Source organism: Burkholderia sp. 4M9327F10 (assembly GCF_005503145.1).
In the GTDB taxonomy this organism is placed as follows: domain Bacteria; phylum Pseudomonadota; class Gammaproteobacteria; order Burkholderiales; family Burkholderiaceae; genus Paraburkholderia.
In genome coordinates, this window is the sequence record NZ_SCNV01000002.1 from 117,326 (window position 1) to 142,863 (window position 25,538).

Genomic DNA, 25,538 nt, shown 5'->3' on the forward strand with positions numbered 1-25,538 from the left:
TTTGCTGTTTGCTTTTCGCCGGTTCCTGACTGACTGCCCGAGCGCCGCGCCGCTCTCACTATAGTCCATGTTTCAAGGGACATGCAGCGCAACTGCACGGGTTGCGCTCACCTTAACGCTCACCTTAACGCGCCCCACCCTGGCTCACAAGGCAAGCTTATAGCCGACGTGGCTCGCCACGAAACCGAGCTTCTCGTAGAAGCGGTGTGCATCGGCACGGCTCCTGTCGGTGGTGAGCTGGACGAGATTGCAGCCACGCGTGCGGCATGCCGCAATCGCCCATTCGAACATCTTCTGGCCGAGGCCCGAATCGCGCCGGTGCGCGGCGATCCGGACCGCTTCAATCTGACCGCGCCACGCACCCATGCGGGCAATCCCTGGGATGAACGACAATTGCAACGTGCCGATCACCTCCTCGCCGTCAACGACCACGACCAGTTGCTGATTGGGATCCGCTTCGATGGCGCGAAACGCCGCGACATAGCGCTCATCGAGCGGCAAGCCGGTTTTCTCGCGCTGACTGCCGAGTTCGTCATCAGCCAACATGGCCACAATGGCCGGGACATCGGAGAAAACGGCCGAGCGAAAAACAATCTGTTCCATGCGGAAGCCCCACGTGACTTGAAGAGGTTGCAAAGCAACCCGGAGTCTGACACGTTTTGAGGCGAGAGACGCGCCGGGCAATCCTGGCCCGACAACGTGATGTGCGAGCAGGATCGAGGCGGCAGTTGGAGCGTGCTAGCTGGAGTGGCGCTGAACGGTGCTCCATTCAGCGGCGCCGCCGTTGCCGAAGCTGGGCGGAATTCGCGCGAGACATTCCTGGTAGACCGCCTCGGTGCGCTCTGCAAACATCTGCAGCGAGAACTGTGCAACGCTGCGCGCCCGCGCTGCCATGCCTGCCAGCGTCACTTCCAGCCGGTTGCCGAGCAGACGCGCCAACAGTTGCGCCATGCGTTCATGCTCGTGGGGCGCGACGATCCACCCGTCCACGCCAGCTTCCACGTTCTCCGGCAGGCCGCCGGCGTCGGAGACGATCACGGGTTTGCCCATCGCCATCATCTCCCGGCACGCAAACGACAGCGTTTCGCGCTTCGACAGCACGAAACCCACGTCGAGCGCCGCCACCACCGGACGCACGTCGCTCAGCACGCCAGTGAATATCACATGATCCGTCATGCCTAGCGCGGCGACTCGCGCGCGTTGCTGCGCATCGGGCAACCGGCCGGCAACCACAATGCGAACCCGCTCGCGTTGCGAGGCCGGCAACAACGCCACCGCGGCTACCATATTCAGCCAGCCCTTGTTGCTATCGGTACCGGCGACGCTACCCACCAGCAGCGCGTCGCGCGGAATCACCGGGCACCAGCGGTTACGCAACCGCTCGACCACTTCGGCTCGCACCGGCGCAAAGCGGTGCAGATCGATGCCATGGTGCACGACCCACACCACCTTGCGGTCGTAGACCGTCTTGGCGAGCCGGCGCCGTGTGTAGTCCGACACGCAGATCACCGAATCGGTGCCGAGCTTACCCTTGAGCCACGTGCTCAAACCGCTCACCGGCAGATCATTGTGCTTGGTGAAGACGATGCGCGGCCGGGTCCGTCTCAAGCCGAGCGTCGCCAGCATAACAATGCGGTGATCGGCCGAGCCGTTGACATGCACGATGTCAAAGCGCCGGTTCTCGATCAACTGGCGCAGTTTCCAGCCTGATCCGACCATCTCGCCCAGTCTGTTGCGGAACTCGAGCGCAATCACTTCGACACCGGCAATCTGTTTCGCGCTCAGATAGAGCCGGCTCGAGAGCGGCGCCGCGATCGTCACGCGATGGCGTGCGCTCAGCGCTTTGGCAAGGCTCAGGATGTAGGTGGTATGGCCGCCCCCATCACCCGAATGAAAGTTCGTATAAAGGATTCTCATGACCACGCTTCGTTCCGGAAGTGTCTGGCTCGCTTGAACCAGTAATACGCACGCCCCCAGATGGGGTCCTGGTAGCGATGTACCTTTCGCGCCAGCCATTGCGCGTCCTTGCCGTTGTCGGCGAGGCGATGGATGCGATAGGTGTCGCCGCCCGGCACATTGCGCCGCATGTTGCGGGTCGTGTAGAGATACTCGTACCCTGCGGCCCTGGCAGCATCGATATAGTCGGTGTCGAAATAGCCTTCGGGCCAGCACAGGTGGCGCGAGACCGAGCCGAGGCGTTCGTTCAGGATCGCCTTCGACTTCTCGATGTCGGCGCTGATCTGCTGACGCTTGCTGGCGGCGTCGCAGCACAGTTGGTCCCAGCGCAGGTGGCTATGCGTGTGGCTGTGGAATTCGAAGGTGCCTGCGGCGCGCATCAGTTCGACTTCGCTCCAGCGCACCGTCACCTCGTCTGCGCGGCCGTCGTACACGAGCCGTTCACAGGCCTGGTGCGTACGTGCCGGTGCCGTCAGCTCCGCGCCGATCGAGCGGAACGCGCCGTCATGGACGCGGCTCGTGACGAGAAACATGATGGCGTTGAGCCCATAGCGCAGGAGAATCGGATGCGCGTGGACGTAGTTGTCCAGATAGCCGTCGTCGAATGTCAGCACGATGGATTTAGCCGGCATCGGCGCGCCGCGCAGAAAGCGCGCGAATTCATCTGCCGTTAGCGTGACATAGCCGTTCTTCGCCAGCCACCTGATTTGCGACTCGAAGTTCTCCGGCGAAATGGTGAGCGGCCCACCGGCCGGTGAAACGTGGTGATACATCAGTACCGGTATCGATTTCGCAAACGATTCAGTCGTTTGTATCATTTACTATTCAAACCAAAAGGTGCTTTATCGATTGCGGATCGAAAATGCCGGTTAATATCACGCGGAGTTGCGTTTTCTCCGGGCAAAAGACCGCCCATGGCGGCCTTCCCGCACGGTCGATGCCATTACTACGATGTAATCTGATTTAATATTAGAGTGAACAAACTCTGCGATCTATGGTTGCTTTGTGGAGATTTGTGTCGCAATGTCAAAAACGCCCATCAATCTCGACAAAAAGATCATGCGGGCGAAGTTGGGCCGCACCCGGCCGGATACCGTTGAAAGAGCGGATACGCAAATCCACTGAAGACGCAAACAGCAATGGGACTCGGCGCCGCAAGCGCAACGCCGAGTCCCACTGTGTCAATTAATGTCGTGTGGCACGCACACTTCTTGTCGTATCTTGAGGTCTCTTCGCGATCCCGTGCCTCTGCTCATTGAAGCACTACACCCGCAGCGCGAGCCGTCGCAACTGACGGACCACCTCAGCCACGCTGCCGGTCACAACCTTGTTGCGGAAGGCGCGCGTCACGACCTGGCTCGACATTGCATCGTAGTACCAGACACCCACCTTCCGCCCGCTCAGCTCGACGATACCGCCCACGCTATCTTCGGGCCCATCCTCGACGGAAACGACGAGCCTTACCGACGGCCCCTGGCGCATAAGCTTCGATCCTCTATCCGCCTCCCGCCCATCCATGCGCAGCACGCTGCGTTCACTTCGGAGCCGGGGCCGCCACCGGTGCTGCTGCCGCCACCAGCGAGTCGCTCTTCATCTGCCTGACCGCGTCGGCAGCCGTCGGCGCCAGCTTCTGCTCGGTCAAGGACGCTTCGAACGCGTCGTGCTGCGCCTGCTTCGCCTGCCCATAGTCCGCATCCAGCTCGGCAATGCGCCGCTGATACCAGCTCAGCACGCAGGCCTTGTCGGTACAGTTGCGTTGCCGCCAGCGCCATTGTTCGATGCGGGCGGATTCCACCGAGCGCGGATCGAGACTTGCCGCTACCGCGCGCTGGTAAGACGCGGCCAGTTGGTCATCGAGGCTGGAGAGCTGCGGGTCCTGGCAGACAATCTTCTCGGACGCCGAAGCCTTGCTGGTGCAATGGAAGCTTGCCGCCGACGCCGTGCCCGCGAACGTTGCGCATGCCGCGAATGCGCAGATCGACACGAGTTTCGATCGCGTTGCAAACAAGCGGGTAATGAATGGAAAGGCAGTATTCGATGTAGACATGACTCACCCTGGACGAGGAATTGATCTGATTGCAGCAGACCGCACTCGGGCTGCACGCGGGCTCATGGCAGCCCCGGTCACACCGAGGGATGCTGCTCGCGTGAGGGCAGAATAGTCGTCTTGGGAGGTATCTAGACCCGAAAAAAAGGCCCTCGCCTCACAGTGCTTACGAAACGTTTCCTGGCCTGGGCGCACCCGGCACGCGCGGCTCGCACGCCACGCAAACAAAAACGCTCCGGTCCCGCGGCGCGGAACCGGAGCGGTGTGTTCATTGCGCCTCTACCAGGGCATCAGAACTTGTACGTCGCGCCGATCTGACCGTAGCGGCCAATGTACGAGTACAGCGACGAATCGTAGTAGCTGCGGTTATCGTATTGCCACACCGGGTCATACGGCGGTGCGCGATTGAAGATGTTGTTGATGCCCGCGTAAAGGGTCCAGTGCTTGAAACCGGAGTAGCTCGTGTACAGGTTGAACTGGCTGTACGAGGCCACCGCCGGCGAGCCGGATTCAATCGCCTGCGCGTACGGGCCGGTGAATTGCCAGCTCAGCGTGGTGGTCCACTTGCGATACGCCCAGCTCAGATCCGTGTTGCCCTTCCAGCGCGGGAACGCCGCGCCGAATACCGTGTCGATTGCGCCATTGTTACCCGCATAGTCGACGGCAACACCGTTGCTCGGCATCGTGAAGTGCCACACGTAGGCCCAGTCGGCCGAGAACGTGAAGGTCCCGATCTTGGTCGGCAGCGATTGTTTGAACGTCGCTTCGAAGCCGTCCGTATGCAGGTACGACAGATTCTCGAAAGCTACGTTATAGACCGACTGCCCAGGGTTCGCGGCCACCAGCGACGCAATGCTCTCCTCGCCGATCACGTTGCTGACGTCGATCTTGTACCAGTCGAGGCCGATGTCCGTGGTACGGGTCGGCGACAGCTCAAAGCCGATGTTGTAGTTCTTGGTGCGCTCCGGTTGCAGGTTCGGATTGCCGATCACGTTCTCGTTGACATTTTGTCCGTTGACGGTCTGGTAGACCAGATTGGCTTTTTCCGACGTTTCGATCAGGGTCGGCGCGCGGAAGCCGCGGTCGTACGACGTATACATCGTCAGCATCGAGACCGGCTGGTAACGCAACGCGAAGCGCGGCGAGAATGCCCCGCCGAAGTCGTCGTAATGGTCGTAGCGCCCCGACTGGCTGAACGTCAGGTTGCGCAGGATCGGAACGTCGATCTGGTAGTAAACCGCCGCAACGTTGCGCTCGCCGTCTACCGCCTGCGTAATCGGGCTCAGGTATGCCGTGGAGCCCGCCCCGATATATTCGCTCTGATGCTGGAACTGCGCGCCGAAACCGAGGCCCACGTTGCCCGCCGGCAGCGTAAACAGGTTCGCCGTCGAGATCGTCGCGTCGAGCGTATCGAGCTTCGAAATAGCCTGATCTTGCGACGTGCCGAACAGGCCCGGCAATGAGTTAAGCGTATTCGAGCTGAACGTGCTCGTCGTCACGCTGCTCAGATAGCTAGAGAGGACCGAGGCGTTGATCTGGTTGCCATACGAGTTGGACACTTCGTCTTCCGAGTGGCCGTAGGACGTCGTCCAGTCCCAGTCACCGAGCTTCTCCGTGCTGAAGCTGCCTTTCAGGCCAGTCGAAACGCGATAGAAGTTGGAGACCGTGGTCACCGACTGTGCTTCGGGGAAATAGTAGGTGAGCCCGGTTCCACCCACCGTGGCAGGGAACGCCGAAACGACGCCACCGTTCTCGTACAGCGTCGTTCCCAGGTTGTCGCCCGAGGTAAAGCCGGCGAGACCCTGGAGCAGGCGCGTGGTGTTGTAGCTGTCCCAGACGTCCGCAAACGCCTGAACGTTATCGTTGATCTTGAAATCGGCATGCACCTTCACGTTGGTGCGCTCGGCTTCCGGGGCAATAGACTGCGCGCTCGCGCCGTTGCGGGAGCAGACTGTCCCGGCCTCTTCCGTCTGGATGTTGTTCAACGCCGACGTGACCTTGCCGCCCGATGCGCTGCAATCGCTGAGCGCCTGCACGCCGTTTGCCGTGGTCCAGTAGGAGCTGGGCTGCGAAAAGTAACCGCCGTTCTCGCCGGAGTAATCCTGGTTGCTCGTAATACCCCGCTCATCCATGGTCACGCCGCTGGTGCGGTAGTAGCTGGCCGCAGCCGTAATATTGAAGCCGTCCGAAGTCAGATTGCCGAAGCCGCCCAGTATGCTGAAGTTCGTGGTGCCTTCACCGCCGTGTTGTGCGCCGCCGATGCTGCCGTCCAGTTGAAGCCCCTGGAAGTCCTTCTTCGTAATGATGTTGACCACGCCCGCGATCGCGTCCGAGCCGTATTGCGACACCGCACCGGTCTTGACGATTTCTATGCGGTCGATCATGTTCGCAGGCAGCGTGTTGATGTCGAAGAACGTGTCGGTACCGTTCGACCCAAACGCGTACGGTGCGGCGCGCTGGCCGTCCACCAGCACCAGCGTGTACTTCTCGCTCAGGCCACGCAGCGCGATGCCCGCGCCGCCGGGCGCGAGGTTGTTCACCGTGCTGTCGCTCCAGCTACTCGCCGAGTTGGCGCTGGTCGAGCGCAGGAAATCCGATACCGTGGTGGCGCCACTGTCCTGGATATCCTTCTGTGAAATCGTCTGCACCTGGTTAAAGCCCGTCTTGTCCGCACTGCGGATCAGCGAGCCGGTAACTTCGAATTTCTGCAACTGCGCCACCGCACCGCTCGACTTGCCGCTGGTCGAGGCGGCCGTTGCGGAGGCTGCGGTTGCTGCGGCCGGCCTGGCCGCGGCCGAAGCCGGTTTTGCCGGCGCCGCAGTGGCCGGCGTTGCCGAAGCCGCGTCGGCAGCCGCCGCCGGTTGGCTTTGCGCATAGGCCGGCGCGCCGCAGACCGCCGTGAGCGCCAGTTCAGCCCAAACAATTCGCTGGATAGCGAGCGTCAAACCCCGTTGTTTCATTTCCCCTCTCTCTTGTCAGTAGGGACCACAGCCATAGTGAAAAGCCTTGTGGACTCGTCACCCCGATCCGCAAGCACGACCGGCGCGTGGTCCGGTCGTTCATGCCGAAACTACAATCTCATTTCTTCTCATTACGTGTCGTAGTACTAATTACATTTTCATTGCCTCGTCCTTTCGATTTTTCCGAAACACACCTCTGTCTGGCGAATACGCGTGCAGCGTCCTTCACCTCAATGACTGGCGAATCCCGGCGGACTTATGGCGATAGAAACGTGGATACCGGATGCCATCCGTATGTGGCACGGCATCGATCAATGATTCGGCATACGAACCATATGGCTACATGCCCCCTCTAGACGCGGGGCTCGTGCGGCAGGGGAAAGTTATCAAGTCACAAACCCGTCATCAAACTTTTTTTGATGTTTGTCGCGTTTTAAGCCACGCTTTTTCCTTTCGCCGTCTTACCTTTCGACAGAAAGATTTGGCGGATCGACGAGATGCGGCCCTGGAAGACGTCCATCGCTTACGTCACATTACGTACGGCCCTATCCGTCCGCCTGAAGGCATACGATGCGCTCACACTGCCTCCTCACTCGTTGCAGTGGTCGTAAAACACTTGTTCTAGTCCGCCTTATGACCGTAAGGCGGACTTTTTTTGTTCGTGACGCTCAGCGCCCCGCCCTTCCTGCCGCTCCGGCCGCAGACGCACCTCCCTGTCTGCGGATGTCACGGTCTTGTCATTACCATCGGTTTCAATAGCCTCGCTGTGACGGGTTTGCGTGCGTCGGCCGTGACGGATTCGTGAAGCGCGCCCTTTTTAGCGCTCTGGTTACATCCCTATACGTCTAGACGATTAGATGTTGTGAGATTCCATGCCTGACGCCGGACGGGACGCGCCGGTGGCTCTTTCGTCTGACTACGCGCCCGCGATCCTGCTGGATTTTTCCAATTGGGTTCAATTGGGTTCGCCAGAAATTCATCTAGACGTCTCTATACGTACACCGATGTGTCATATGAGATTCCTAGAATGGTCCGGATTACATGGCGGCTCCGGAGCAGCGGTGCAGCGCCCCTTGAAACGGGTAGCAAGCGCAGGGTATCGATCATCGAGCGGTTCGGTGCGGTTCAAATATAACTTGAGGAAAATATGAAGTTGTCCAAAGTTTTTACCGCTGCGGCGCTAGCGGCTGGCTTCGTCTGCGGTGCGGCACATGCGGCAGGCACCTGCCCGAACGACGGCGTGGTCCGTTTCGGCGTCGAACCGTACGAGTCGGCTCAACGCATGCTGCCCGTGTACACGGATCTGGCCAAGATGATCGGCGACAAGCTCGGCTGCACCGTGCAGATCTACGTCGCGACCAGCTACAACGCCGAAATCGAAGCCATGCGCAACAACAAGCTCGAATTCGGTCAATTCGGCCCGCTCGGATATGTGCTCGCCCATCAGGTCGCGCACGCTGAGGCGGTCGCCACGTTTGCCGGCGCGGAAGGCAAACCGGCCACCTACTACGCGTCCATCGTCACGTGGCCCGGCTCGGGCATCAAGACGCTCGCCGACATCAACGGCCACTCCTTCGCCTACGCCGATCCGGCCTCCACTTCAGGCCATCTGTTCCCGGCCTATGGCCTGAGCAAGAACGGTATCGATCCTGACAAGGGCGTCAAGGCGATCTACGCGGGCAGCCACACCGCCTCGTTCGAAGCGCTGCGCAACCATAAGGTCGACGCCGGCGAACTGAACAGCGAAGAGATTGCCAGCGCCAAGCTGCACAACGAGTACGACCCGGCGGCTTACGTGACGCTGTGGAAATCGGAGCCGATCCCGCTCGATCCGCTCGCCGTGCGCAGCGACCTGCCGGAAGATTTCAAGGCGCGTCTGGCGAGCGTGCTGAACTCGCTCGATCTGCGCCAACTGCCGGAGGCCGACCAGAAATTCATGGCCGCGAACGAGACGCCTGAACTGAAGACGGTGCCGCAGACGGATGCCGCCTACAACCAGATTCGCGATCTGGTCTCCACGCTCCATATCGACCTGGCCAAACTGTGAATACTCTGTCCAGCGCTTCCGGCGATCTGCCGCTCGACCCGGTAGGGGCATTCGTAGCGGCCGGTTCCAGCATGCCGGGCACGGCGCAACGCGCCAAGCTCGCGCCCGGCGTCAAGCTCGCCGTCCGTGATCTGACCATGCGGTATGACAACGGTCATACCGCGCTGCGCAACCTCAACCTGTCGGTCAAGGCCGGTGAGATGGTGGTGGTGCTGGGCAGCAACGGCAGCGGCAAGTCCACCTTCATGAAGTGCGTGGTGGGACTGAACCGGCCCACCGGCGGTGCAGTGGAGCTGGCCGGACGCGATCTGGCCAAGCTTTCTGGCAAGCCCTTGCGTGAAGCCCGCCTGCCGCTCGCGCTGATTTCCCAGAACGCCAATCTGGTCAAACGCCGCAGCGTGCTGGCAAACGTCTGCTGTGGCACGCTGGGCCGCCACCGCACCGTCGCGACCGCGCTCGGACGCCTGCCACGCGACGAGATCGAACCTGCCCGCGCCTACCTCGACGAAGTCGGCCTGCTGCATCTGGCCGGCCAGCGCGCCGGCACGCTTTCCGGCGGCCAGGCCCAGCGTGTGGCCGTGGCGCGCGCGCTCGCTCAACGCCCGCACGTCCTGCTCGCCGACGAGCCCGTCGCAAGCCTCGACCCCGAGGCCGCTGACGAAGTCATGCGGCTGCTACGGCGCCTCGCCACCGAGGATGGACTCGCGGTGGTTTGCGTGCTGCATCAGCCCGATCTGGCCACCCGCTATGCCGACCGGCTGGTAGGTCTGCGCAGCGGACAACTGGAGTTCGACAAGCCCGCGTCGGCCGTCTCCAGTCAGCAGATTGCGAGCCTCTATCTGGCCGAGGCTGCATGAATAAGGTACTCGATATGCGCACCCCGGCGAGCTCATCGGGAATGCGAAGCTTCTGGTCGGTATGCGCCATCGTCGTCGTGCTCGCGCTGTTCGTGCAGGCGTGGATTGTCGTGCAGGCGCGTCCGCAGGATCTGGTCACCGGCGCGCACGGCATGGCCGATATCATTTCGCGCGCCATGCCGCCCGCTTTCGATCAGTTCGTGCCGAATCTGTGGCCGGTGCTCGAAACCATCGACCTGGCGATTTTCGGCACGGTATTCGGCGTCCTGCTCGCCTTCCCGCTGGCAATTCTCGCCGCCGCCAACGTGACGCCGGCCAAGCCGCTGTACTACACGGCACGGGCGATTATCGGCGTGACCCGCGCGGTGCCGGATCTGGTGTGGGCGCTGCTGTTCGTCACGGCGGTGGGGCTAGGGCCGTTTCCGGGTGCGCTGGCGCTGGCGGTTCACTCTATCGGCATGCTCGGGCGGCTCTTCGCCGAAGTGATCGAAGACATGGATATGGGCCCCGTCGAAGCGCTTACGCTGACCGGCGCCGGGCGCCTGCAGGTCTTGAGTCACGCGGTCGTGCCGGGGGTGCTGCCCTCGCTGCTCGGCATCGGACTGTTCCGCTTCGACGAGAACCTGCGCTCCTCGCTGGTGCTGGGCTTCGTCGGTGCGGGCGGGATCGGCTTCCAGTTGCTCACGGCAATGAACCTGTTCCAGTACCAGACCGTGTCGTTTCTGCTGATCGCCACCTTTGTGCTGGTTGCGTGCGCGGAACGCGTTTCAGCTTATCTGCGTAGTCTGGTCGCCTGACGCGGCCCATCCCCTCTCCCTCTTTATCGAATCACGAGAACTTGCATGCTTATTGATCATGGCGTCCCAACCGATCCTTGGACGCTTGGCCGTACCTTGACAGTAGAACCGGAGATCCATTCGTCGTCACTGGTGCGCGCCAGCGATTTTGGCCGCTATACCTACCTTGGGCCGCGCAGCCATGTCGCCCAATCGATACTCGGCGACTACGGCTATGCGATGGGCGACAATCAGATCGCTCATGCGCATATTGGCAAGTTCGCCAATATCGCCACCGGCGTGCGCATCAATCCGCCCAACCACCCTGCCTGGCGCGCCACGCTGCACCACTTCACGTATCGCTCACGCTCGTACGGTTTCTCGCTCGACGACGACTCCGGCATCTTCGAGTGGCGTGCGCAGGACCGTGTCGAGATCGGTCATGACGTCTGGATCGGCCACGACGCGATCGTCATGCCGGGTGTGAAGATCGGCACCGGCGCAGCAGTCGGCTCGGGTGCGGTGGTGACGAAGGACGTGCCGCCGTTCGCGATCGTGGTGGGTGTGCCGGCGCGGGTGCTGCGCTTTCGCGTGGATGAGCAGACGGCAGAGCGTCTGCAGCAGATCGCCTGGTGGGACTGGAGCGCCGAGCAGATCGACGCTGCGCTAGGCGATTTCCGCGAACTCAGCGCGCTCGAATTCGCGGAAAAATACCATCGTTGAGACGGCAGGCGCGTGACGATCCTGCGAGGCAAACCCGCCACGCGCCGCATACCGCTCAGAAGCTATACCCCACCCGCACATTACCGGATTGCGCCGACGTGTGTCCGGTGTTGATCAAGGCGTCGTAACCGAGCGATACCGTCAGTGCCTTGAGCGGCTGCAGGCTCACGCTCACGCCGGTCGTCAGATAGCTGCGCGGCAGCGTCGTGCCGGGCGCGGCGAAGACGGTGCCGTCCTGCGCGGTCACCGTCATGGTCCGGCTGGTGTCGAGCACTTCGTGTGCGTAGCCGACCCGCAGTTGCACATCCACGGGCTTCCATGCATTGCCGAACGACTTGTCGAGCGTCACCTCGGCATACGGCTGCAGGCTGTGAACATTGTCGGTGCCCACCGAGAGATCCTGTCCGTTTGCGCCGCTTTCGCCAAACCCGTTGCCGTGGAAGTAGGCATAGCGCAAGCCGAGCCGCGGGGTCAGCACCACGCTGCCGAGCGTGAGCGGCAAGCTCGCCTGCCCGGCGGTGGTGAACTCCTGCCCCATGTGATCGCCTTCGGCCGTGCCGATCGAGCCGAACGGCCGCTTCTGCGACAGGAAGTCGAGGCCGTAACCGGCGGTGGCCGACACCCCGACCGGGCCCAGCCAACGGCTGCCGTACAGCGCCACCCGCAAGGTGTCGATAGAGCCGGAGTCGCCCGTGCCCTGCTCGTCGGTATCCGTGTGCGTGTAGCCCGCCGCCACGCCGGCGGTGTACGCGCCGAGGGTCTGGTCGAGTCCCGCCATGAAGCCATACTGGTCGGACTGAAAGCCTGGCTGTGCGCCGTTGCCGTCGACCTTGGTCTGTGCGCCGGTCGCGCTTACCCAGCCATCCGGCGCGGCGCCTGCGCCCGTCGAGGCATGGCTGAGCCGTTCGAGCAGCGCCGCGTTGGCCGACTGCGCGCCGATTGCCGCCGACGTGCCGAGCGCCGTGTAGATGCTCGTGCCGACCGGCGCCACCACCACGGGGGTCACTGGAGTCACGGGCGTGGTCGAATTGCCAGGGGAAGTGGCTTGTGCGTCGCTCAGCACAAGATCGACAGCGTTGGCGCCGTAGCTGACCGATTGCTGTAGCGAGCCGAGACTGGCGCCGCTCTGCGCGGTGCTGCTCGCGCTGGCAAAACGTCCTGTCACGCCGTTCGCGGCGCTCAGGATCGTGTACTGGCGCGCCGCATAAGTGCCCGGATCGTAGACGATCGCCAGCGCGCCGTTCAGGACGGCCGCGCCGGCCACATTGAGCGACGAGCCGGCGCTCGGGCTGACTTCGATGGCAAGCGTCGCACTGCTCGCCTGGCTGTAATTGCCGCTCACCGTCAGCGTGCCGATCGAGCCACCCGGCATCACAGTGCCGTTGTTGACGACATTGCCGCCGACCGTGCCGTGGCCGCGCAAGGTGCCGTTGCTGTCGACGGACACATTGCCGCCCAGCACGGCAGTAGGCGTATTGATGTCGCCCACTTCGAGCAGGCCGTTGGCGACTTCGGTCGTACCGGTAAAGCCGGTGCTGACGCCGTCAAGGATCCACGAGGCGCTGCCCTGCTTGAGCAGCGTGCCGGCTCCGGTAAAGGCGCCGCTGTACGTCTGGTTAGCAACGGCGTTCAGGCTCAGCGTGCCGCCATTGATGGCGACACTGCTGCCGCTCGCGCCGCTCAGGCTGGCGACGCTCTGCGTACCGCCTGCTGCGAGATCGAATACGGCGTCCGGGCCGGCCAGGATGACCGCACCCACGACGCTGCCCCCGCTCGCGACCACGAGTGTGCCGTCCTCGATCGTGGTGCCGCCGCTGTACGTTTCCGCAGCGCTCAGCGTGAGCGTGCCGCTGCCCGCCTTGACGAGCGCGCCGCTGCCCGACACCGTTCCGGAGAGCGTCAGGTTCGTCCCGGCGTTGGTGTTGAAGACGCCGTTGCTGGCCAGCGTGACATTGCGCGCGCTGCTCAGCGTACTGGTGGTCTGCAGCGTTCCGCCACTAAAGGTCAAGGCGCCCGAGGCTGCCCCGAGGCTCGTGTCCTGCGCAATCGCCAGGGTGCCGCCGCTGAGCGTCGTGCCGCCGGAGTAGGTGCTGGCGCCGCTTAGCGTCTGCGTGCCGCTGCCCTGCTTCGTCAAGCCGCCGCTGCCGCTGATGGCGCCTGCGAAAGTCTGGCTCGTGCTGCCGTTGATGGTCAGCGCGTTGGCGCCCAGTACGACGCTCGAACCGGCGACACCGCTCAATCCGCCTATCGTCTGACCGCCGCTCGCGGCGCTGAGATTGAAACCCGCGGCGGCGAGGGTGAGACTCACCGTGCCGCTCGACGAAAGGCTGCCGCCCGAACCGATCGCCAGTGTGCCGTTGGCGATCGTCGTGCCGCCGCTATAGGTATTCGCGCCGCTCAGGGTCTGGGTGCCGCTGCCCTGCTTGATCAGGCCACCCGCGCCGGTGACCACGCCGGCAAAGGTCTGGTTGGTGCTGTCGCCGAAAGTAAGCGTGTTGGCGCCGAGCGTCACGCTCGAGCCTGCCGCGCCGCTCAATGCGCCGATCGTCTGATTGGTGGCCGCGCTGATATCGAAGCCCGTTCCCGTACCCGCAAGATTCACCGAACCGGTGGCGGCAAGGCTGCCGCCTGCGCCAAGTGCAAGCGTGCCGGCCTCGATGGTCGTGCCGCCGGTGTAAGTGCTGGCGCCGCCCAACGTCTGCGTGCCGCTGCCCTGCTTGATCAGGCCGCCGGTGCCGGAGATGCTGCCGCCAAACGCCTGGCTCGTGCTGCCCGCAAGCGTGAGCGTATTCGCGCCGAGCATCACGCTGGAACCGCTCACGCCGCTCAGCGCGCCGATAGTCTGGCTGGCCGCCGCGCTGATATCGAAACCGGCTCCAGCGCCCGTGAGGTTCACCGAACCGTTGGAAGCAAGGCTGCCGCCCACGCCGAGCGCAAGCGTGCCGGCCTCGATAGTCGTACCGCCGCTGTAGACATTCGGCCCGGTCAGCGTCTCGGTGCCGCTGCCCTGTTTGATGAGGCCACCGGTGCCCGAGATATTGCCGCCGAAGGTCTGGTTCGTACTATCGCCAAACGTGAGCGTGTACCCGCCCAATGAGACAGACGAACCTCTGCCGCCGCTCAGCGCGCCGATGGTCTGGTTGCCGGCGGCGCTAATGTCGAAGCCCGCGCCGCTTCCCACGAGGTTCAGTGCGCCCGCTGCAGAAAGGCTCCCGCCTGCCCCGATCGCGAGCGTGCCGCTATTGACGGTCGTGCCACCGGTGTAGGTGTTCGCGCCAATGAGCGTCGTGGTGCTGGGGCCGTTCAAGGTCAGGCCGCCGCTGCCGGAGATCGTGCCGGCGAGCATCAGATTGTTGCTTCCGCCAAGCGTCAGGACACTGCCGCTAACGATTTCAATATTGTTGCCAAGCGCAACGGCGGCGATGGAGTCGAGCGTCGCCGAACCGTTAACCGCTACACTGCCCGTGCCGAGCGCCAGGCCGTTGCCGACGCTGAGCGTGCCGCTGTCGAGGTTCGTGCCGCCGGTATAGGTGTTCGCTCCCGTCAGCGTCAACGTACCAGTGCTGTTCTGGCTAAGCGAGCCCGAACCGCCGATCGTGCCCGACAGGGTGATGCCGTTGCTCCCCTGGACCGCCAGTCCGCCCGCGCCGAGCGTGACCGTGTTGGAAACATTGAGCCCCTGGACAGCGGCCTGGATCGCGCCGCCGTTACCCGTGATCGTGCCGGTACCGAGCGACGTGTTGTTGTCGATGATCGCAACGCCGCCGCTGAGCGTCGCATCCTGGTAGGTTCCCGCGCCGCTGACGCTCCACGAGCCACTGGCGATATCGAGGTGCTGGAAATTGACGTAGCTGCTGTTGCTGAGTGAACCGCTCGCCGGGCCGCCGCCGTTCTGTTGCAGCACCAGGGTATTGTTGCCGCCGGCGCCGCCGTCCACTGTGCCGGTCGCCGCAAATTCCAGCGTTGCGGCGCCGACGCTCACGTTGATCGCGGTGCCGGTGCCGCCGGCTGCGTTCACCGACGAGCCGGTCGTGGCGGTGAAGGTATTGGTGCTGCCCGCTCCCAGCGACACGCTGCCGTTGATGGTCCCCGAGTTGACGAAGGTGTTGCCCGTTCCGGGCGTGCCGGACGCCTGGAACGCCACGCGGCCATCGATCGTACCGCTGTTGTTGAAGTTGACCTGGGCGCCACCGTAGGCCATCACGACCGGTGCATCCGCGCCGGTGAGCGTGGCGCCGACCAGCGCGGTCGACCCTATGGTGCCGGTGTTGGTGATGTTCGTCACGCCGCCGGCGCCGTTCTCGGCGCCGAGCGCCATGCCGGTGACGCCGCTCAGCGCGACGCCGGTCGAGCCGTTCAGAGTCCCGTTATTGGTCACCGTAGTGGTGCTCGCCGACGCGTTGCCCACGAGCAGGCCGCTCGACAGGACGCCCAGCCCGTCGCCAAGTGCGGCCGGGTCGATCACGCCATTGTTCGTCACCGTGACGCCGCTGCCCGACAACGACATCGCAGTGCCGCCGACCCCGAGCAGCACACCGAGGCTCGCGCCGGAGTTGACGGTCACATTGAGGTTGCTGGTGCCGTTCGCGTAGCTCGGCGCAAGAGGGTTGGCGACACCGGAGCAACTGACATTGCTGCCTGCTGCGCTGCAGGTGGCATGCGCAGGGATAATGCCGGCGCTCACGAGAGCGAAAAAAACGCCCATGACGGGCACGAACTTCGGCGCTTCGATCTGCGTTTCCCGACGACTGCGGTGCATGCCTACCCCCGATAATTTAGAAACCTGCAACCTGCGCGCTTTCTTTATTTGATTGGAATGTGTAAGGTTTTAATAAGCTGCGTGTTACGTTAATAATTTGTGGTTCGGATTATGGCAGGATCTACGCAATATCTAAAGCCCGGTGTTAAAAGCGATATGGGGTAATGCTTTGACCCGCCGGATTTGTGGGATCCAGCGGGCGCCGAAGGCAGCACTGGCGTGGGTAGCGCGCGAAGGCGACGATAAGGCCGCGCCGGATTTCAAAAGTAATCCAGTACGGCGGTTTTTCTGAATTGCTGCATTAATCACAGTAGTGTAGAGCCGGAAATTCTTAAATTCGGATTCAGGTGCCGCACAGTGGCTGATCCGGAGCGGCAGCGGGCAATCCGCCACCACTCAAGAAATCCAGTCAATTAGCCGATAACCCGATTAGCGGCTTTTTTTCACTCACCGTAACGGACCCTACTCCGACCATGCAGATCCAGAATTCGCTCTCCGTCAGCAGCGGCACGGCCGCTACGCAGGCAACGTCTTCGACGCCCGCTACGTCCGCCACGTCCGCGACCACAGCTACGACCGATCCGGCACAAGCATCGAACAGCGGCAGCGCCACCAGCACCAGTTCGAGTTCGACCACCAGTTCATCGACGAGTACTGGCAAAACCCAGGCCGCAGGTGGCGGCGGCGGTGGCGCGAGCAGTAGCAGCAGCTCGACGGAATCGGAGATCGAGAAGCTGAAGCAACTCATCAAATCGCTGCAGGCACAGCTCGCACAGGTCGAGCAGCAGATCGCGCATAGCTCGCAGCAGCCGGCGCAGGGCACCCAAGGCGCGCAAGACCCCCAGGCCGCATCGAACACGGCAGCGAGCGGCGCCAGCACTGAGGCAAGCTCGATTTCCGCGGCCATCCAGATGGCCACGGCGGAACTGGCTCAATTGATGCTGTCGTCGGGCCAGACCACGGGCATTGTCAACACGCAGGCGTGAGCGCTTCGCCGGCGCCGCGCCCGCGTGTCAGCCGGTAGATTGCGATGTTTTTGACGAGGCAGGAGGGTTGAGCGCTGCGCGCCACTATGCAGGCTCTGGCGGGAATTCGAGGCGATAACCGCGCTGCTCCAGCATCTGCGCAATGTCCATTTCGCGAAAGCCGTTCTTGACCCGGCTCTTCCTGGCCGTGTAGCGGACAACAGGCGGATCGATGCTCACCAGCCGCCGCCATCTGCAATGATGGCCGAAAAGCTGCATCAGATCCGTATCGGCGTTGATGTACCCTGCGTGCTCGATGCCGAATTGCAGGCACAGATCAACCGGCGCGAATTTCAGACCGGCTGCTTCGAGTGACGGCCGCATGACAGCCGTCAGTTGCACATCTTCGTTTAGCGCACCATTGGCCCAGTTCATCCGCAAAGGGACGCCTTCGACCGTATCCGGCGGTCGAATCTCCATCTTTATCTCGGGATGATCGACTAGCGCACGTAGCATGCGGCGGCTGCGCAGGCTGAAACCGCCGTTCAATACAGGCATGACAGTGGTGCCGGGTTTGCCCAGCTCGTGGTTCCAGTCGTACCTGTAAAGCCACTTCGTACCTTGTGCATTGTCGACCCGGCCAACGTGAGTCGTCGGACCCACATAGTCGTAGTTGAGAAAGTCATCGCCCCAATTGGCTGTGTCGAGCACCCAGCCGTCGTCCTGCACCACCAGTACAAACTCCGTTTCAATCAGGCGCCATAGTGCGAACATCATGAACCAGCTGTATTCGTGATAGTTCATGGGGGCAATCGCACGATGTTCGATTCCCTCAGCCCTATTCCGGGGCGCGTTTGGACTGCATAGCAAAGCGCGCGCACCGGGCATCTGGCGTTGACTCAGAGTGAGAGCAAATGCAGCGCCTTGGGCATCCGGCAATCCTGTTACCGAAACGATCGTTATCTGGCTGAAATCGGGCATGTCTGACGGTTAGTGGTTCGATTGGGTAGTCCGCAATGAGCGGAAAGATTGCGAGCGCAACCAACCAGACAGTGTTTCGCAAGAGTAACGGGGACTCAATAGCAAGATTTCGAAAGCTTTTGCTGCAAAGGCGCAGGCCGGCGAATCAGCTGCATGCGCCCAGGCTGCCTCAACGGCTTGCGTCGTATCGCAAACGGCTGTCCTGAATGGCGGTGCGATGCGCACGCGCCCAGAGTGCCAACTGCCGAACCGGCTCGGATAGCGATCGCCCGAGTGCGGTCAACGCATAGTCCACCTGCGGTGGTGTAGTGGCGCGTACCGTGCGCTCGACCATGCCGTCGCGTTCGAGCGTCTTGAGCGTACGCGTCAGCATCTGCTGCGAGATACCGCTCACATGGCGCTTGATGTCGTTGAAACGCCGCGGCTGGTCGCGCAACGCTACCACCACCTGCATCGTCCACCTGTCTCCAACCCGGCTGAGGATCTCGCTGACCCCGCGGCAATCGCTGGGCGCATCAAGCTGCGTGGGCACATCCATATGACCTGGTCCTGAAAATATGCGTTTTTGGTGAACCGCGAGAAATCACATACTGGGTGCTGGCCAACCATCCAGACCCCACATCGCGGAGAATATTATGAAGCTTTTTTACCACCCCGGTGCCTGCAGCCTCGCTGTCCACATTGCGCTTATCGAGGCGGGAATGCCTTACGAACTGGTGAGCATCACCCGCGACAAGCGAACCTCGGACGGGCGAGATTTCATGAAGATCAACCCGAAGGGCTTCGTGCCGACACTGGAATTCGACGATGGAACGGTGCTGACGGAAGCGCTCGTCATTCTCGTCTACATTGCCCATCGGGCGGACGCACTGCTCCCGGAGGACGGCCCGGTACGCTGGCACGCGCTCGAAGCCACCTCATTCATGACGAGTGAAATTCACGGCAATTTCAAGCCATTCTGGAAGGGCGCGAGCGAGGCCGAAAAGGACCACGCAGGACAGATGCTGGTCAGGCACTTCGCCGTCATCGCCAGGCAACTGGGTGACAGGCCGTTCCTGACGGGTGAGCGCATGACTATCGCCGACCCATACCTGTTCGTGATGTTGATGTGGGCGGACAGGCACGGAATCGGAGTATCCGGGCCGTTCGGAAACTATGTTGCCCGGATGAAGGAGCGGCCGTCCGTCGCGCAGGCGCTCGCGGAGGAAGGGCTTGTCTGAATGTGATGGGTAAGCGGCTCACTGCCCGGGTGTTCATTCACTGGCGCACGTCGCCCGCGCCAGGCCCCACCCTCTTTAACCATCCGCGAGGCGAAAAGCACCGGCCATTCGATCCTGCTCGCGAGCAGAAAGCCTGAGCCCATTCGCAATGATTCTCCATTGGCTAACTGTGCTCCGGAAGTCTTCGATGATCGTATCGGCATCGTTCAGGCGTACCCGGAAATATTCGGCTACCTCTCGCGCCAGATCGAGATCCAGGGCATTGTCGGCTTCGGTGATATTGAGCTTCAGACCGTCGGCAACCGGGACGGGGTTCATGTCATAGGCTTCGGAGAGTCGCCATCCGGCGCCCGGAACCAGAATGAAACCGTGGTTACGCAAATGGTCGTCGGTGTTCGAGACGAGGATGTTGAAGACAATCCTCGACCATAGCTCGCGCAAGTCAGCATTGGTTTGCACTCCGCGCATCATGAGAACCTCGGCCAGTTCCAGATAACTGGCGCCTGTGGAGGCATCGTCACCGTCGACATGGCCAGTCATGGTCATCGCCGAGGCAAAGTGAAGGCGTCGGCCTTGCTCGGTGCGATCAAACCGGCGGACCATGAAGCAATGGTAGTCACTGGCGAATTTGCGGGCTTCGGCGACGGCCACATTCAGGCCACAGCCAAGGGCGAGAGCATTGACGACCATCTCCCACCCGCCGACGTCGTAGTCGTCGCGGGTACTCGGAAACTTGGCGATATACAAACGCCCACTGTCGTCCGCGACGCTTGCCTTGGGTCTGGCGCCGCCGAGCGAACCACCAGGGGCAATCAGCATTCTCAGCCAGTCTTGCCCCTCCAGAGCCACGTTATCCGGGTCATCCTCCAAAGCGCGGCTTGCGCTTTCCAGATCGTGAATTTCGGTGAACGGAGGAGCCGCCTCGCCAATCCGGTCATCGAGAAACTCGCCAGCATCATCAAATTTGTAGCGTAAGGCGCCTACACGATAGAGGTCATGCACGCCCAACAGGTAGTCCGATTCGTAGAGCCGTACATCCTTACGCTGGAGGCCGGTGCGAATGTCCCGCTCGAGCCTGCGATCCATGAGCAGGCGGCCCCATCGATCGGGACTCGAATCCGCAAAGACACCGAACTTGTCCTGCGGCGGGACCGGATACTGGGGACCTTCAAACAATCCAAGCCCGGGATCGAGCTGCAATTGGCCGAGGTCGTGGTCACTCAAGGCTGCAGGGTCATACTGAAACTCAAATAGCTCGCTCGCACGGGACTTACGGCTATGCAGAAGCCCGAGCTTTTTAGGCTCACGCAGTCCGTCCCAGTCAGCATACACGCCGATCATGGTCATTTTTTCCCGTGCTCTGCGCGCGCTCTCTTGACCGGCTTCAGAAGCGAAGCAAGATCCACCGCCGTGGTGCCGTGTGATTTCGCTGGAGTTCCCTTCGCACTCCCTGGTGATTCTTGCTTGCCTGCTGCACCCACTCGCTGCCCCTCTGCGACCAGACTCTTACGGACAACGGGACGTGCGGTTCGCCCAGTGCTTCGCTTCACCAGGCTTGCATCCTGCAATTGACGACCGAGTTCGTCCTCTGCTGCCAGTTTTGCCAGATCTTTCTCGAGTCCCAAGACCTGCATGACGGAAACATAGGCTCCGATCGTTACCCCCGAGCTACCGGCCTCCAGCGAGCGAAGCGTCATCGGAGACATACCCGCCCGCTCCGCGACCTGCCTGGCAGTCAGCCTACGGCGCAGGCGCGCGAGCTTCAGCCGCTCACCCAGTTCGGCAAGCAAGCGGTCCGCATACGGTAAGAGCACTGCCGTCTTCTTAGCCATCGTGCCAATATTCCTGCTATTTTGGCCTAAATTAGCCAGAATATTAGCATATTTGAGACTCGCCACGCGCTCGGATAGGCGGAGAGAGGGAGCTGGCAGAGCACCGAAAGTGCTAATATTTTGGCTATATTCCTTAAAAATAGCCAAAATATTAGCATCTTCAAAGGATAAACATCTGGTTGGCGATACGGCTGAGGCCGGCCAGCCGAGCCGCCGTAGCGTATCGGGCGTTCAGATTGAAAAAGGGGCAGCGCACTGCCCCTTCACCGCCTCCATCGCGCTTCATGTGCGGGCGGCGCTCCAGCGCCACCCGCATCACCGTGCACAGTCCTCGCGCTGCAAACCTAGGTCGCCGAAGCAGTCACGATTGCGAGGCCTGGGCAATAATGCGTCGCCCCCAGATAGTCCGCCTGCTGCGACCGGGCTCCAGCAGCATTCGATGTCGGCGGATCGATAAAGACAGAGGCGTTATTCGATCCCACAGGCGCCGTGAAGCTCATGGTCACTTTCCACCAGTTCCCCACCTTCACGGCGCTCACCGAACTCGCTTGCCCAGCGCCCCACGTCCCTCTCACCGCCTGACCGGTGTTCGTATTCAACACCCAGGCGAATTCAGTGCCGTTCGCGTCATCGGTCTGTACCGAGCCACCGGGAAAGACCGTTGCATTGGTGGTAGCGAGAACGTAGTCGGTGAAGCTGTAGTTTTGTCCGCCCTGCACCCTGATGATTTCGTGGATATTGGCCACAGGCGACCCATTGGTGCCGGTCACCGTCGCCGCAAGCGTGCTGCTTCCCGTGATATCCGTTGCAGGCACAGCAGTGCCGCCATTCGACTGGCTCCATGCGTCCGGCGTCGCAAGACTCAGCGGTGAATTGACCAGGTTGTCCGCATAGCAGGCAGCAGCAGTCTTGTCGGCCGGCGGCCCGTAGAAGCTCGCCACGCTGGCCTGAATGGCGTTGTCGGTCGCGTCGGAGGTCGCCTTGGTGATGATTGCGCCTTCGGAGAACTGGATAGGCGCAGCGCTGCCGTCGCCGCCTTCGCCAAGCGAGAGCCCTCCCTGCCATTGCCCATTGAAGGCATGACCCGCATCGTTGCCAAAGTTATAGGCTTCCGGGGGAGCCTGGTCGTACACCGGCGTGAGTACACTTTGCGAAGCCGAACCGCCTTTGACCGCGAAGAGATTCGACGCCGTCACAGGTGAGTATTTGGAGAGCACCGTGACAAATTTCTCCCTCGCCGGTTGCTGCGGACCGTAGAGATAGACGCCCGCTTCGGCGTCCACCCCTGGCCAGTTGACGTCGAGTCCATTACATACGGGGTCTTTTACATTAGGCGCCTGGTCCGAATCACCATCGCAATAGCCGAACACCGCTGCGGCGCCGTTCGAGAACGCCAGCGCGAACATCTCGCCTTCGACTTCGCCGTGCGCATAGGTGCTGGAATTCGCGCTGCTTTCCATATTTCCGTAGGTACCGCAGCAAGTCGACGACTGATCGTAGTGTGCCCCTGCCACCATATATTCGGCGATCTCCGTGTCGCCGATCGACTGGTTAACCGTGCCGAACCTGTTGCGGTAGGCTTGCCCGGCCAAAGTCGCGAGAACCGGAACCTGCGCGCCATGCAACTGCACGAAACTCAGCTTGGCGGGCGTACCGGCAAGCGCCGGCAAGTCGTTGCCGATCGATACCTGAAGCGTCGGCGACTGCGTGGTGAGCGCCGTGGGGGGCTGCTGCAGTTGCACGGTCAGCGTTCCCGCGGTTCCAGGAAGGGTAATCGTCGCAAAACCGTTGAGGACCGGAACGGTCGTCGTTGCCTGCGATCCAGTACCGCCATTCGGCACGCTCAGAGATTCTGTGCCGTTCTGATTGAGCGTGAGCGTGGCCGTCACATTGCCGAACGTCCCGCCTTTGAGCGGTGCAACCAGATCGATCTGATCGTAAATGTAGGTGATCGAGCAAGACGTATTGCTGCAGAACGCGTTGGCGCTTCTGGCATTGGCCGAGCCGATCAGCGCCGGGTCAGCGCCATTCGGCAAGGTACCCCACGTATACGGGTAGATGTTCTGCGTTGCGTTATCGGACGCACGTTGAATCTGGAACAACGGGCCACTGTAGTTTTTCGTCAACAGGCGTGTCACGCTGTGAGCCGCGGAACACGGCGTATTGGCGGCGGCCGCGGCGTCGCATGGCAGCGGCAACTGTGATGACTCCGCCGCCGAGGTGCTCGCAGTCGACTGGGTTGGCGTTGTCACCGGCGACGAATTCTGGGTCGACGCGTCTATCGCCTGAGTCCCCGCAGACGTGGAGCTGGTACCCCCGTCACACGCGGCAAGCGCGACAGTCATCGCCAACAAAGCAGCAATTAATCCAATTCCTCTGGACATCATGACCTCCTCCTATGGGACCAAGCTTCGGAATAGTCTCATCACGCTTAGTTGTACAAACTGAATGGAACGGCACCCTCTTTGCTTGAGCAGATACGTTTTGGTACTGTCACTGCAGGCGACCGCCCTACCCGCCTTCTGCAAGCCATGCTTTGCCGGCGACCACGGCCATCATGCGAATCTTGCTGAGGTGGAGAAAAAAGGAACCGGAATATGCCCTGACACTGGCAGATGGCGAACGCAGCCTGCGTCCAGCACCACCGCCATGCGGTGCAGCACAGCGCGGATCAGCATGGTCGTCTCCATCGTCGGTGCATCGATTGTCCGCCCCGGCGGGGCGGCATCCGGCCTTACACGGCAACACATATTATTACTAATATTAGGCAATGACATCGCTTAGCCATGTAAGGACTATCCCTTATACGCTCAGCGATAACGCCAGCTGGCGCTTGCTGGCGCTGGGACGGAGATGTATCACAGCAATCATTACAGAAATATTATTTATAATATGAACGACCAACGCACGGACTCCAGCGACGCGATACGAACCGTCCCAGGCGCTCCTACACCCAAGCCAGCAGCGGCCTCCTGGCAGGAAGACGAATTCCTCGCCCAGAACCCGCGTCGCTGCTACCCTTTCCGTGAAAATTCCAATCCACGCCTGGGGCCGAACGCAACGCCCCTCTTGATAACGAGTCCGGCCCGCACGGCGCCGGCATTTCACCTGAACTCATGAGCAGAATCAAATTCGACACCGTCGTACTCGGCGCGGGCATCGTAGGCGTATGCGTCGCTGTGCATCTGCAAAAACGCGGCCGCCAGGTCGCGCTGATCGACCGCAAGCTGCCTGGCAACGAGACGTCCTTCGGCAACGCCGGATTGATCCAGCGCGAAGGTGTCTATCCGTACGCGTTTCCGCGCGAACTCGGCACCTTGTTGCGCTATGCGCGCAACCGTTCGCCGGAGCTTCGCTACCATGCCGACGCGTTGCTCAAAACGGCGCCGTTCCTGTGGCAATACTGGCGCAACTCTCATCCGGCAAAGCACGCCGCCATCGCGAAGTCCTATGCGACGCTGATTGAACATTGCGTGAGCGAGCACCGGGCTCTTGTGACCGAGGCCGGTGCGGGCGAATTATTGCGTGCGAGCGGCTGGATCAAGGTGTTTCGAACCGAGGCGGCCCGCGATGCGGAAATTCGTCTCGCCGAAAAGTGGCATCGGGAATATGGCGTCGCGTTCGAACCGCTCGACCCCGCACGCCTGCAACGGGCCGAGCCGCATCTCGACGCGACGTTATCAGGCGGCTTGCTTTATTCGTCATCCCATTCCGTGAGCGACCCCAACGCCCTCGTCACCGCCTACGCAAAATATTTCGAAGCGCTGGGCGGACGGTTTTTTATAGGCGATGCGGACTCGCTTCGCGAAGGTTGGGAACTCGAAACTCGGGCCGCAACAATCGCGGCATCGTCCGTGGTCGTTGCGCTAGGACCGTGGTCGGACCGCCTGGCTCGCCGGTTCGGCTACCGCTTGCCGCTTGCCGTGAAACGCGGCTACCACATGCACTATGCGCCTCTCGCGCAGGCCCGCCTGCATCATCCGGTGCTGGACATCGAGCGAGGCTACCTGCTGGCGCCCATGGCACGAGGCATCCGCCTCACCACCGGGGCGGAAATCGCACACTGCGACGCACCGAAGACGCCTGCGCAACTCGCCGCCGTCGAGCCGGTTGCCCGCACGCTGTTTCCCTTGGGTGAGCGACTCGACGACGAACCCTGGATGGGCCGCCGTCCATGCACCGCCGACATGATGCCTATTATCGGACCGGCAAGAAATCAAGCGGGCCTGTGGTTCGCGTTCGGTCATGCGCACCATGGCTTGACGCTCGGCCCTGTCACCGGAAGGTTGATCGCCGAGATGATGACGGGTGAAGAAACGCTAGTGGATGCACGGCCATTTCGGGTCGAGCGTTTCTAGCGGCAAGCGGTTACGGGGTTGTGAGTTTGGTTAGCATTCCAATTTATACTGAACCGG

20 protein-coding genes are annotated in these 25,538 nt (G+C 61.9%); 7 read left to right on the forward strand and 13 right to left on the reverse strand.

Going from position 1 to position 25,538, the window contains the following annotated elements; all coding sequences use genetic code 11:
• Positions 1-144 precede the first annotated feature (144 nt).
• From FFS45_RS02935 to FFS45_RS02960, 6 genes are all read right to left on the reverse strand, one after another.
• Positions 145-603, reverse strand: coding sequence for a GNAT family N-acetyltransferase (locus tag FFS45_RS02935; protein ID WP_137953205.1), 459 nt, complete (start codon positions 601-603; stop codon positions 145-147).
• A 135-nt stretch (positions 604-738) separates the two neighbouring features.
• Positions 739-1,917 (reverse strand): glycosyltransferase, encoded by a 1,179-nt coding sequence (locus tag FFS45_RS02940; protein ID WP_137953206.1) that lies wholly within the window; start codon positions 1,915-1,917, stop codon positions 739-741.
• Positions 1,914-2,774, reverse strand: coding sequence for a polysaccharide deacetylase family protein (locus tag FFS45_RS02945; RefSeq protein WP_137953207.1), 861 nt, complete (start codon positions 2,772-2,774; stop codon positions 1,914-1,916). Before FFS45_RS02945 ends, FFS45_RS02940 begins: the two co-directional genes overlap by 4 nt.
• Before the next feature lie 445 nt (positions 2,775-3,219).
• Positions 3,220-3,438: a hypothetical protein gene (locus FFS45_RS02950; RefSeq protein WP_137953208.1), complete on the reverse strand. Its 219-nt coding sequence runs from the start codon at positions 3,436-3,438 to the stop codon at positions 3,220-3,222.
• A gap of 52 nt (positions 3,439-3,490) precedes the next feature.
• The gene (locus FFS45_RS02955; protein WP_137953209.1) at positions 3,491-4,003 is read right to left on the reverse strand and encodes a hypothetical protein; all 513 of its coding nucleotides are present in this window, start codon (positions 4,001-4,003) and stop codon (positions 3,491-3,493) included.
• A gap of 290 nt (positions 4,004-4,293) precedes the next feature.
• Positions 4,294-6,963 carry a TonB-dependent receptor gene (locus FFS45_RS02960; protein ID WP_137953210.1) on the reverse strand — a complete coding sequence of 890 codons (2,670 nt, stop codon included), beginning with the start codon at positions 6,961-6,963 and terminating at the stop codon, positions 4,294-4,296.
• Between the two features lie 1,147 nt (positions 6,964-8,110).
• On the opposite strand from FFS45_RS02960, the gene FFS45_RS02965 reads away from it, so the two are divergent.
• Genes FFS45_RS02965 through FFS45_RS02980 form a run of 4 tightly spaced genes read left to right on the forward strand, consistent with a single transcriptional unit; the run spans position 8,111 to position 11,366 of the window.
• Positions 8,111-9,010, forward strand: coding sequence for a phosphate/phosphite/phosphonate ABC transporter substrate-binding protein (locus FFS45_RS02965; protein ID WP_137953211.1), 900 nt, complete (start codon positions 8,111-8,113; stop codon positions 9,008-9,010).
• The gene (gene phnC, locus FFS45_RS02970; protein ID WP_249362568.1) at positions 9,007-9,867 is read left to right on the forward strand and encodes a phosphonate ABC transporter ATP-binding protein; all 861 of its coding nucleotides are present in this window, start codon (positions 9,007-9,009) and stop codon (positions 9,865-9,867) included. Before FFS45_RS02965 ends, phnC begins: the two co-directional genes overlap by 4 nt.
• The gene (phnE, locus tag FFS45_RS02975; protein WP_137953212.1) at positions 9,864-10,664 is read left to right on the forward strand and encodes a phosphonate ABC transporter, permease protein PhnE; all 801 of its coding nucleotides are present in this window, start codon (positions 9,864-9,866) and stop codon (positions 10,662-10,664) included. Before phnC ends, phnE begins: the two co-directional genes overlap by 4 nt.
• Positions 10,665-10,709: 45 nt before the next feature.
• Positions 10,710-11,366: a DapH/DapD/GlmU-related protein gene (locus FFS45_RS02980; protein WP_137953213.1), complete on the forward strand. Its 657-nt coding sequence runs from the start codon at positions 10,710-10,712 to the stop codon at positions 11,364-11,366.
• Positions 11,367-11,421: 55 nt separating this feature from the next.
• On the opposite strand, the gene FFS45_RS02985 is transcribed toward FFS45_RS02980, so the two are convergent.
• Positions 11,422-16,125, reverse strand: a complete 4,704-nt coding sequence (locus FFS45_RS02985; RefSeq protein WP_137953214.1) for an autotransporter-associated beta strand repeat-containing protein — start codon at positions 16,123-16,125, stop codon at positions 11,422-11,424.
• A 473-nt stretch (positions 16,126-16,598) separates the two neighbouring features.
• On the opposite strand from FFS45_RS02985, the gene FFS45_RS02990 reads away from it, so the two are divergent.
• Positions 16,599-17,111, forward strand: a complete 513-nt coding sequence (locus FFS45_RS02990; protein ID WP_212745686.1) for a hypothetical protein — start codon at positions 16,599-16,601, stop codon at positions 17,109-17,111.
• 84 nt (positions 17,112-17,195) lie between these two features.
• Here the strand turns inward: FFS45_RS02990 and FFS45_RS02995 are convergent, their stop codons facing one another.
• Both FFS45_RS02995 and FFS45_RS03000 read right to left on the reverse strand, forming a co-directional pair.
• The gene (locus FFS45_RS02995; protein ID WP_249362570.1) at positions 17,196-17,894 is read right to left on the reverse strand and encodes a DUF5672 family protein; all 699 of its coding nucleotides are present in this window, start codon (positions 17,892-17,894) and stop codon (positions 17,196-17,198) included.
• A 346-nt stretch (positions 17,895-18,240) separates the two neighbouring features.
• Positions 18,241-18,609, reverse strand: a complete 369-nt coding sequence (locus FFS45_RS03000; RefSeq protein WP_137953216.1) for a helix-turn-helix domain-containing protein — start codon at positions 18,607-18,609, stop codon at positions 18,241-18,243.
• A gap of 97 nt (positions 18,610-18,706) precedes the next feature.
• Here FFS45_RS03000 and FFS45_RS03005 point away from each other — a divergent pair, with 97 nt between their 5' ends.
• A complete protein-coding gene (locus FFS45_RS03005; protein ID WP_137953217.1) occupies positions 18,707-19,291 on the forward strand; it encodes a glutathione S-transferase N-terminal domain-containing protein in 585 nt (194 codons plus the stop codon).
• Positions 19,292-19,366: 75 nt separating this feature from the next.
• Here FFS45_RS03005 and FFS45_RS03010 read toward each other — a convergent pair whose 3' ends face one another.
• From FFS45_RS03010 to FFS45_RS42690, 4 genes are all read right to left on the reverse strand, one after another.
• A complete protein-coding gene (locus FFS45_RS03010) occupies positions 19,367-20,638 on the reverse strand; it encodes a HipA domain-containing protein (protein ID WP_137953218.1) in 1,272 nt (423 codons plus the stop codon).
• Positions 20,635-21,123: a helix-turn-helix domain-containing protein gene (locus tag FFS45_RS03015; protein WP_137953219.1), complete on the reverse strand. Its 489-nt coding sequence runs from the start codon at positions 21,121-21,123 to the stop codon at positions 20,635-20,637. The genes FFS45_RS03010 and FFS45_RS03015 overlap by 4 nt, the downstream gene beginning before the upstream one ends.
• Positions 21,124-21,467: 344 nt before the next feature.
• Complete coding sequence (locus tag FFS45_RS03020) at positions 21,468-23,510, reverse strand: arabinofuranosidase catalytic domain-containing protein (protein WP_137953220.1); 2,043 nt, start codon at positions 23,508-23,510, stop codon at positions 21,468-21,470.
• Between the two features lie 168 nt (positions 23,511-23,678).
• Positions 23,679-23,801 (reverse strand): hypothetical protein, encoded by a 123-nt coding sequence (locus FFS45_RS42690; protein ID WP_283204748.1) that lies wholly within the window; start codon positions 23,799-23,801, stop codon positions 23,679-23,681.
• Positions 23,802-24,248: 447 nt separating this feature from the next.
• Between FFS45_RS42690 and FFS45_RS03025 the strand changes: the two genes are divergently transcribed.
• Positions 24,249-25,481, forward strand: coding sequence for an FAD-binding oxidoreductase (locus tag FFS45_RS03025; protein ID WP_137953450.1), 1,233 nt, complete (start codon positions 24,249-24,251; stop codon positions 25,479-25,481).
• Positions 25,482-25,538: the final 57 nt, after the last annotated feature.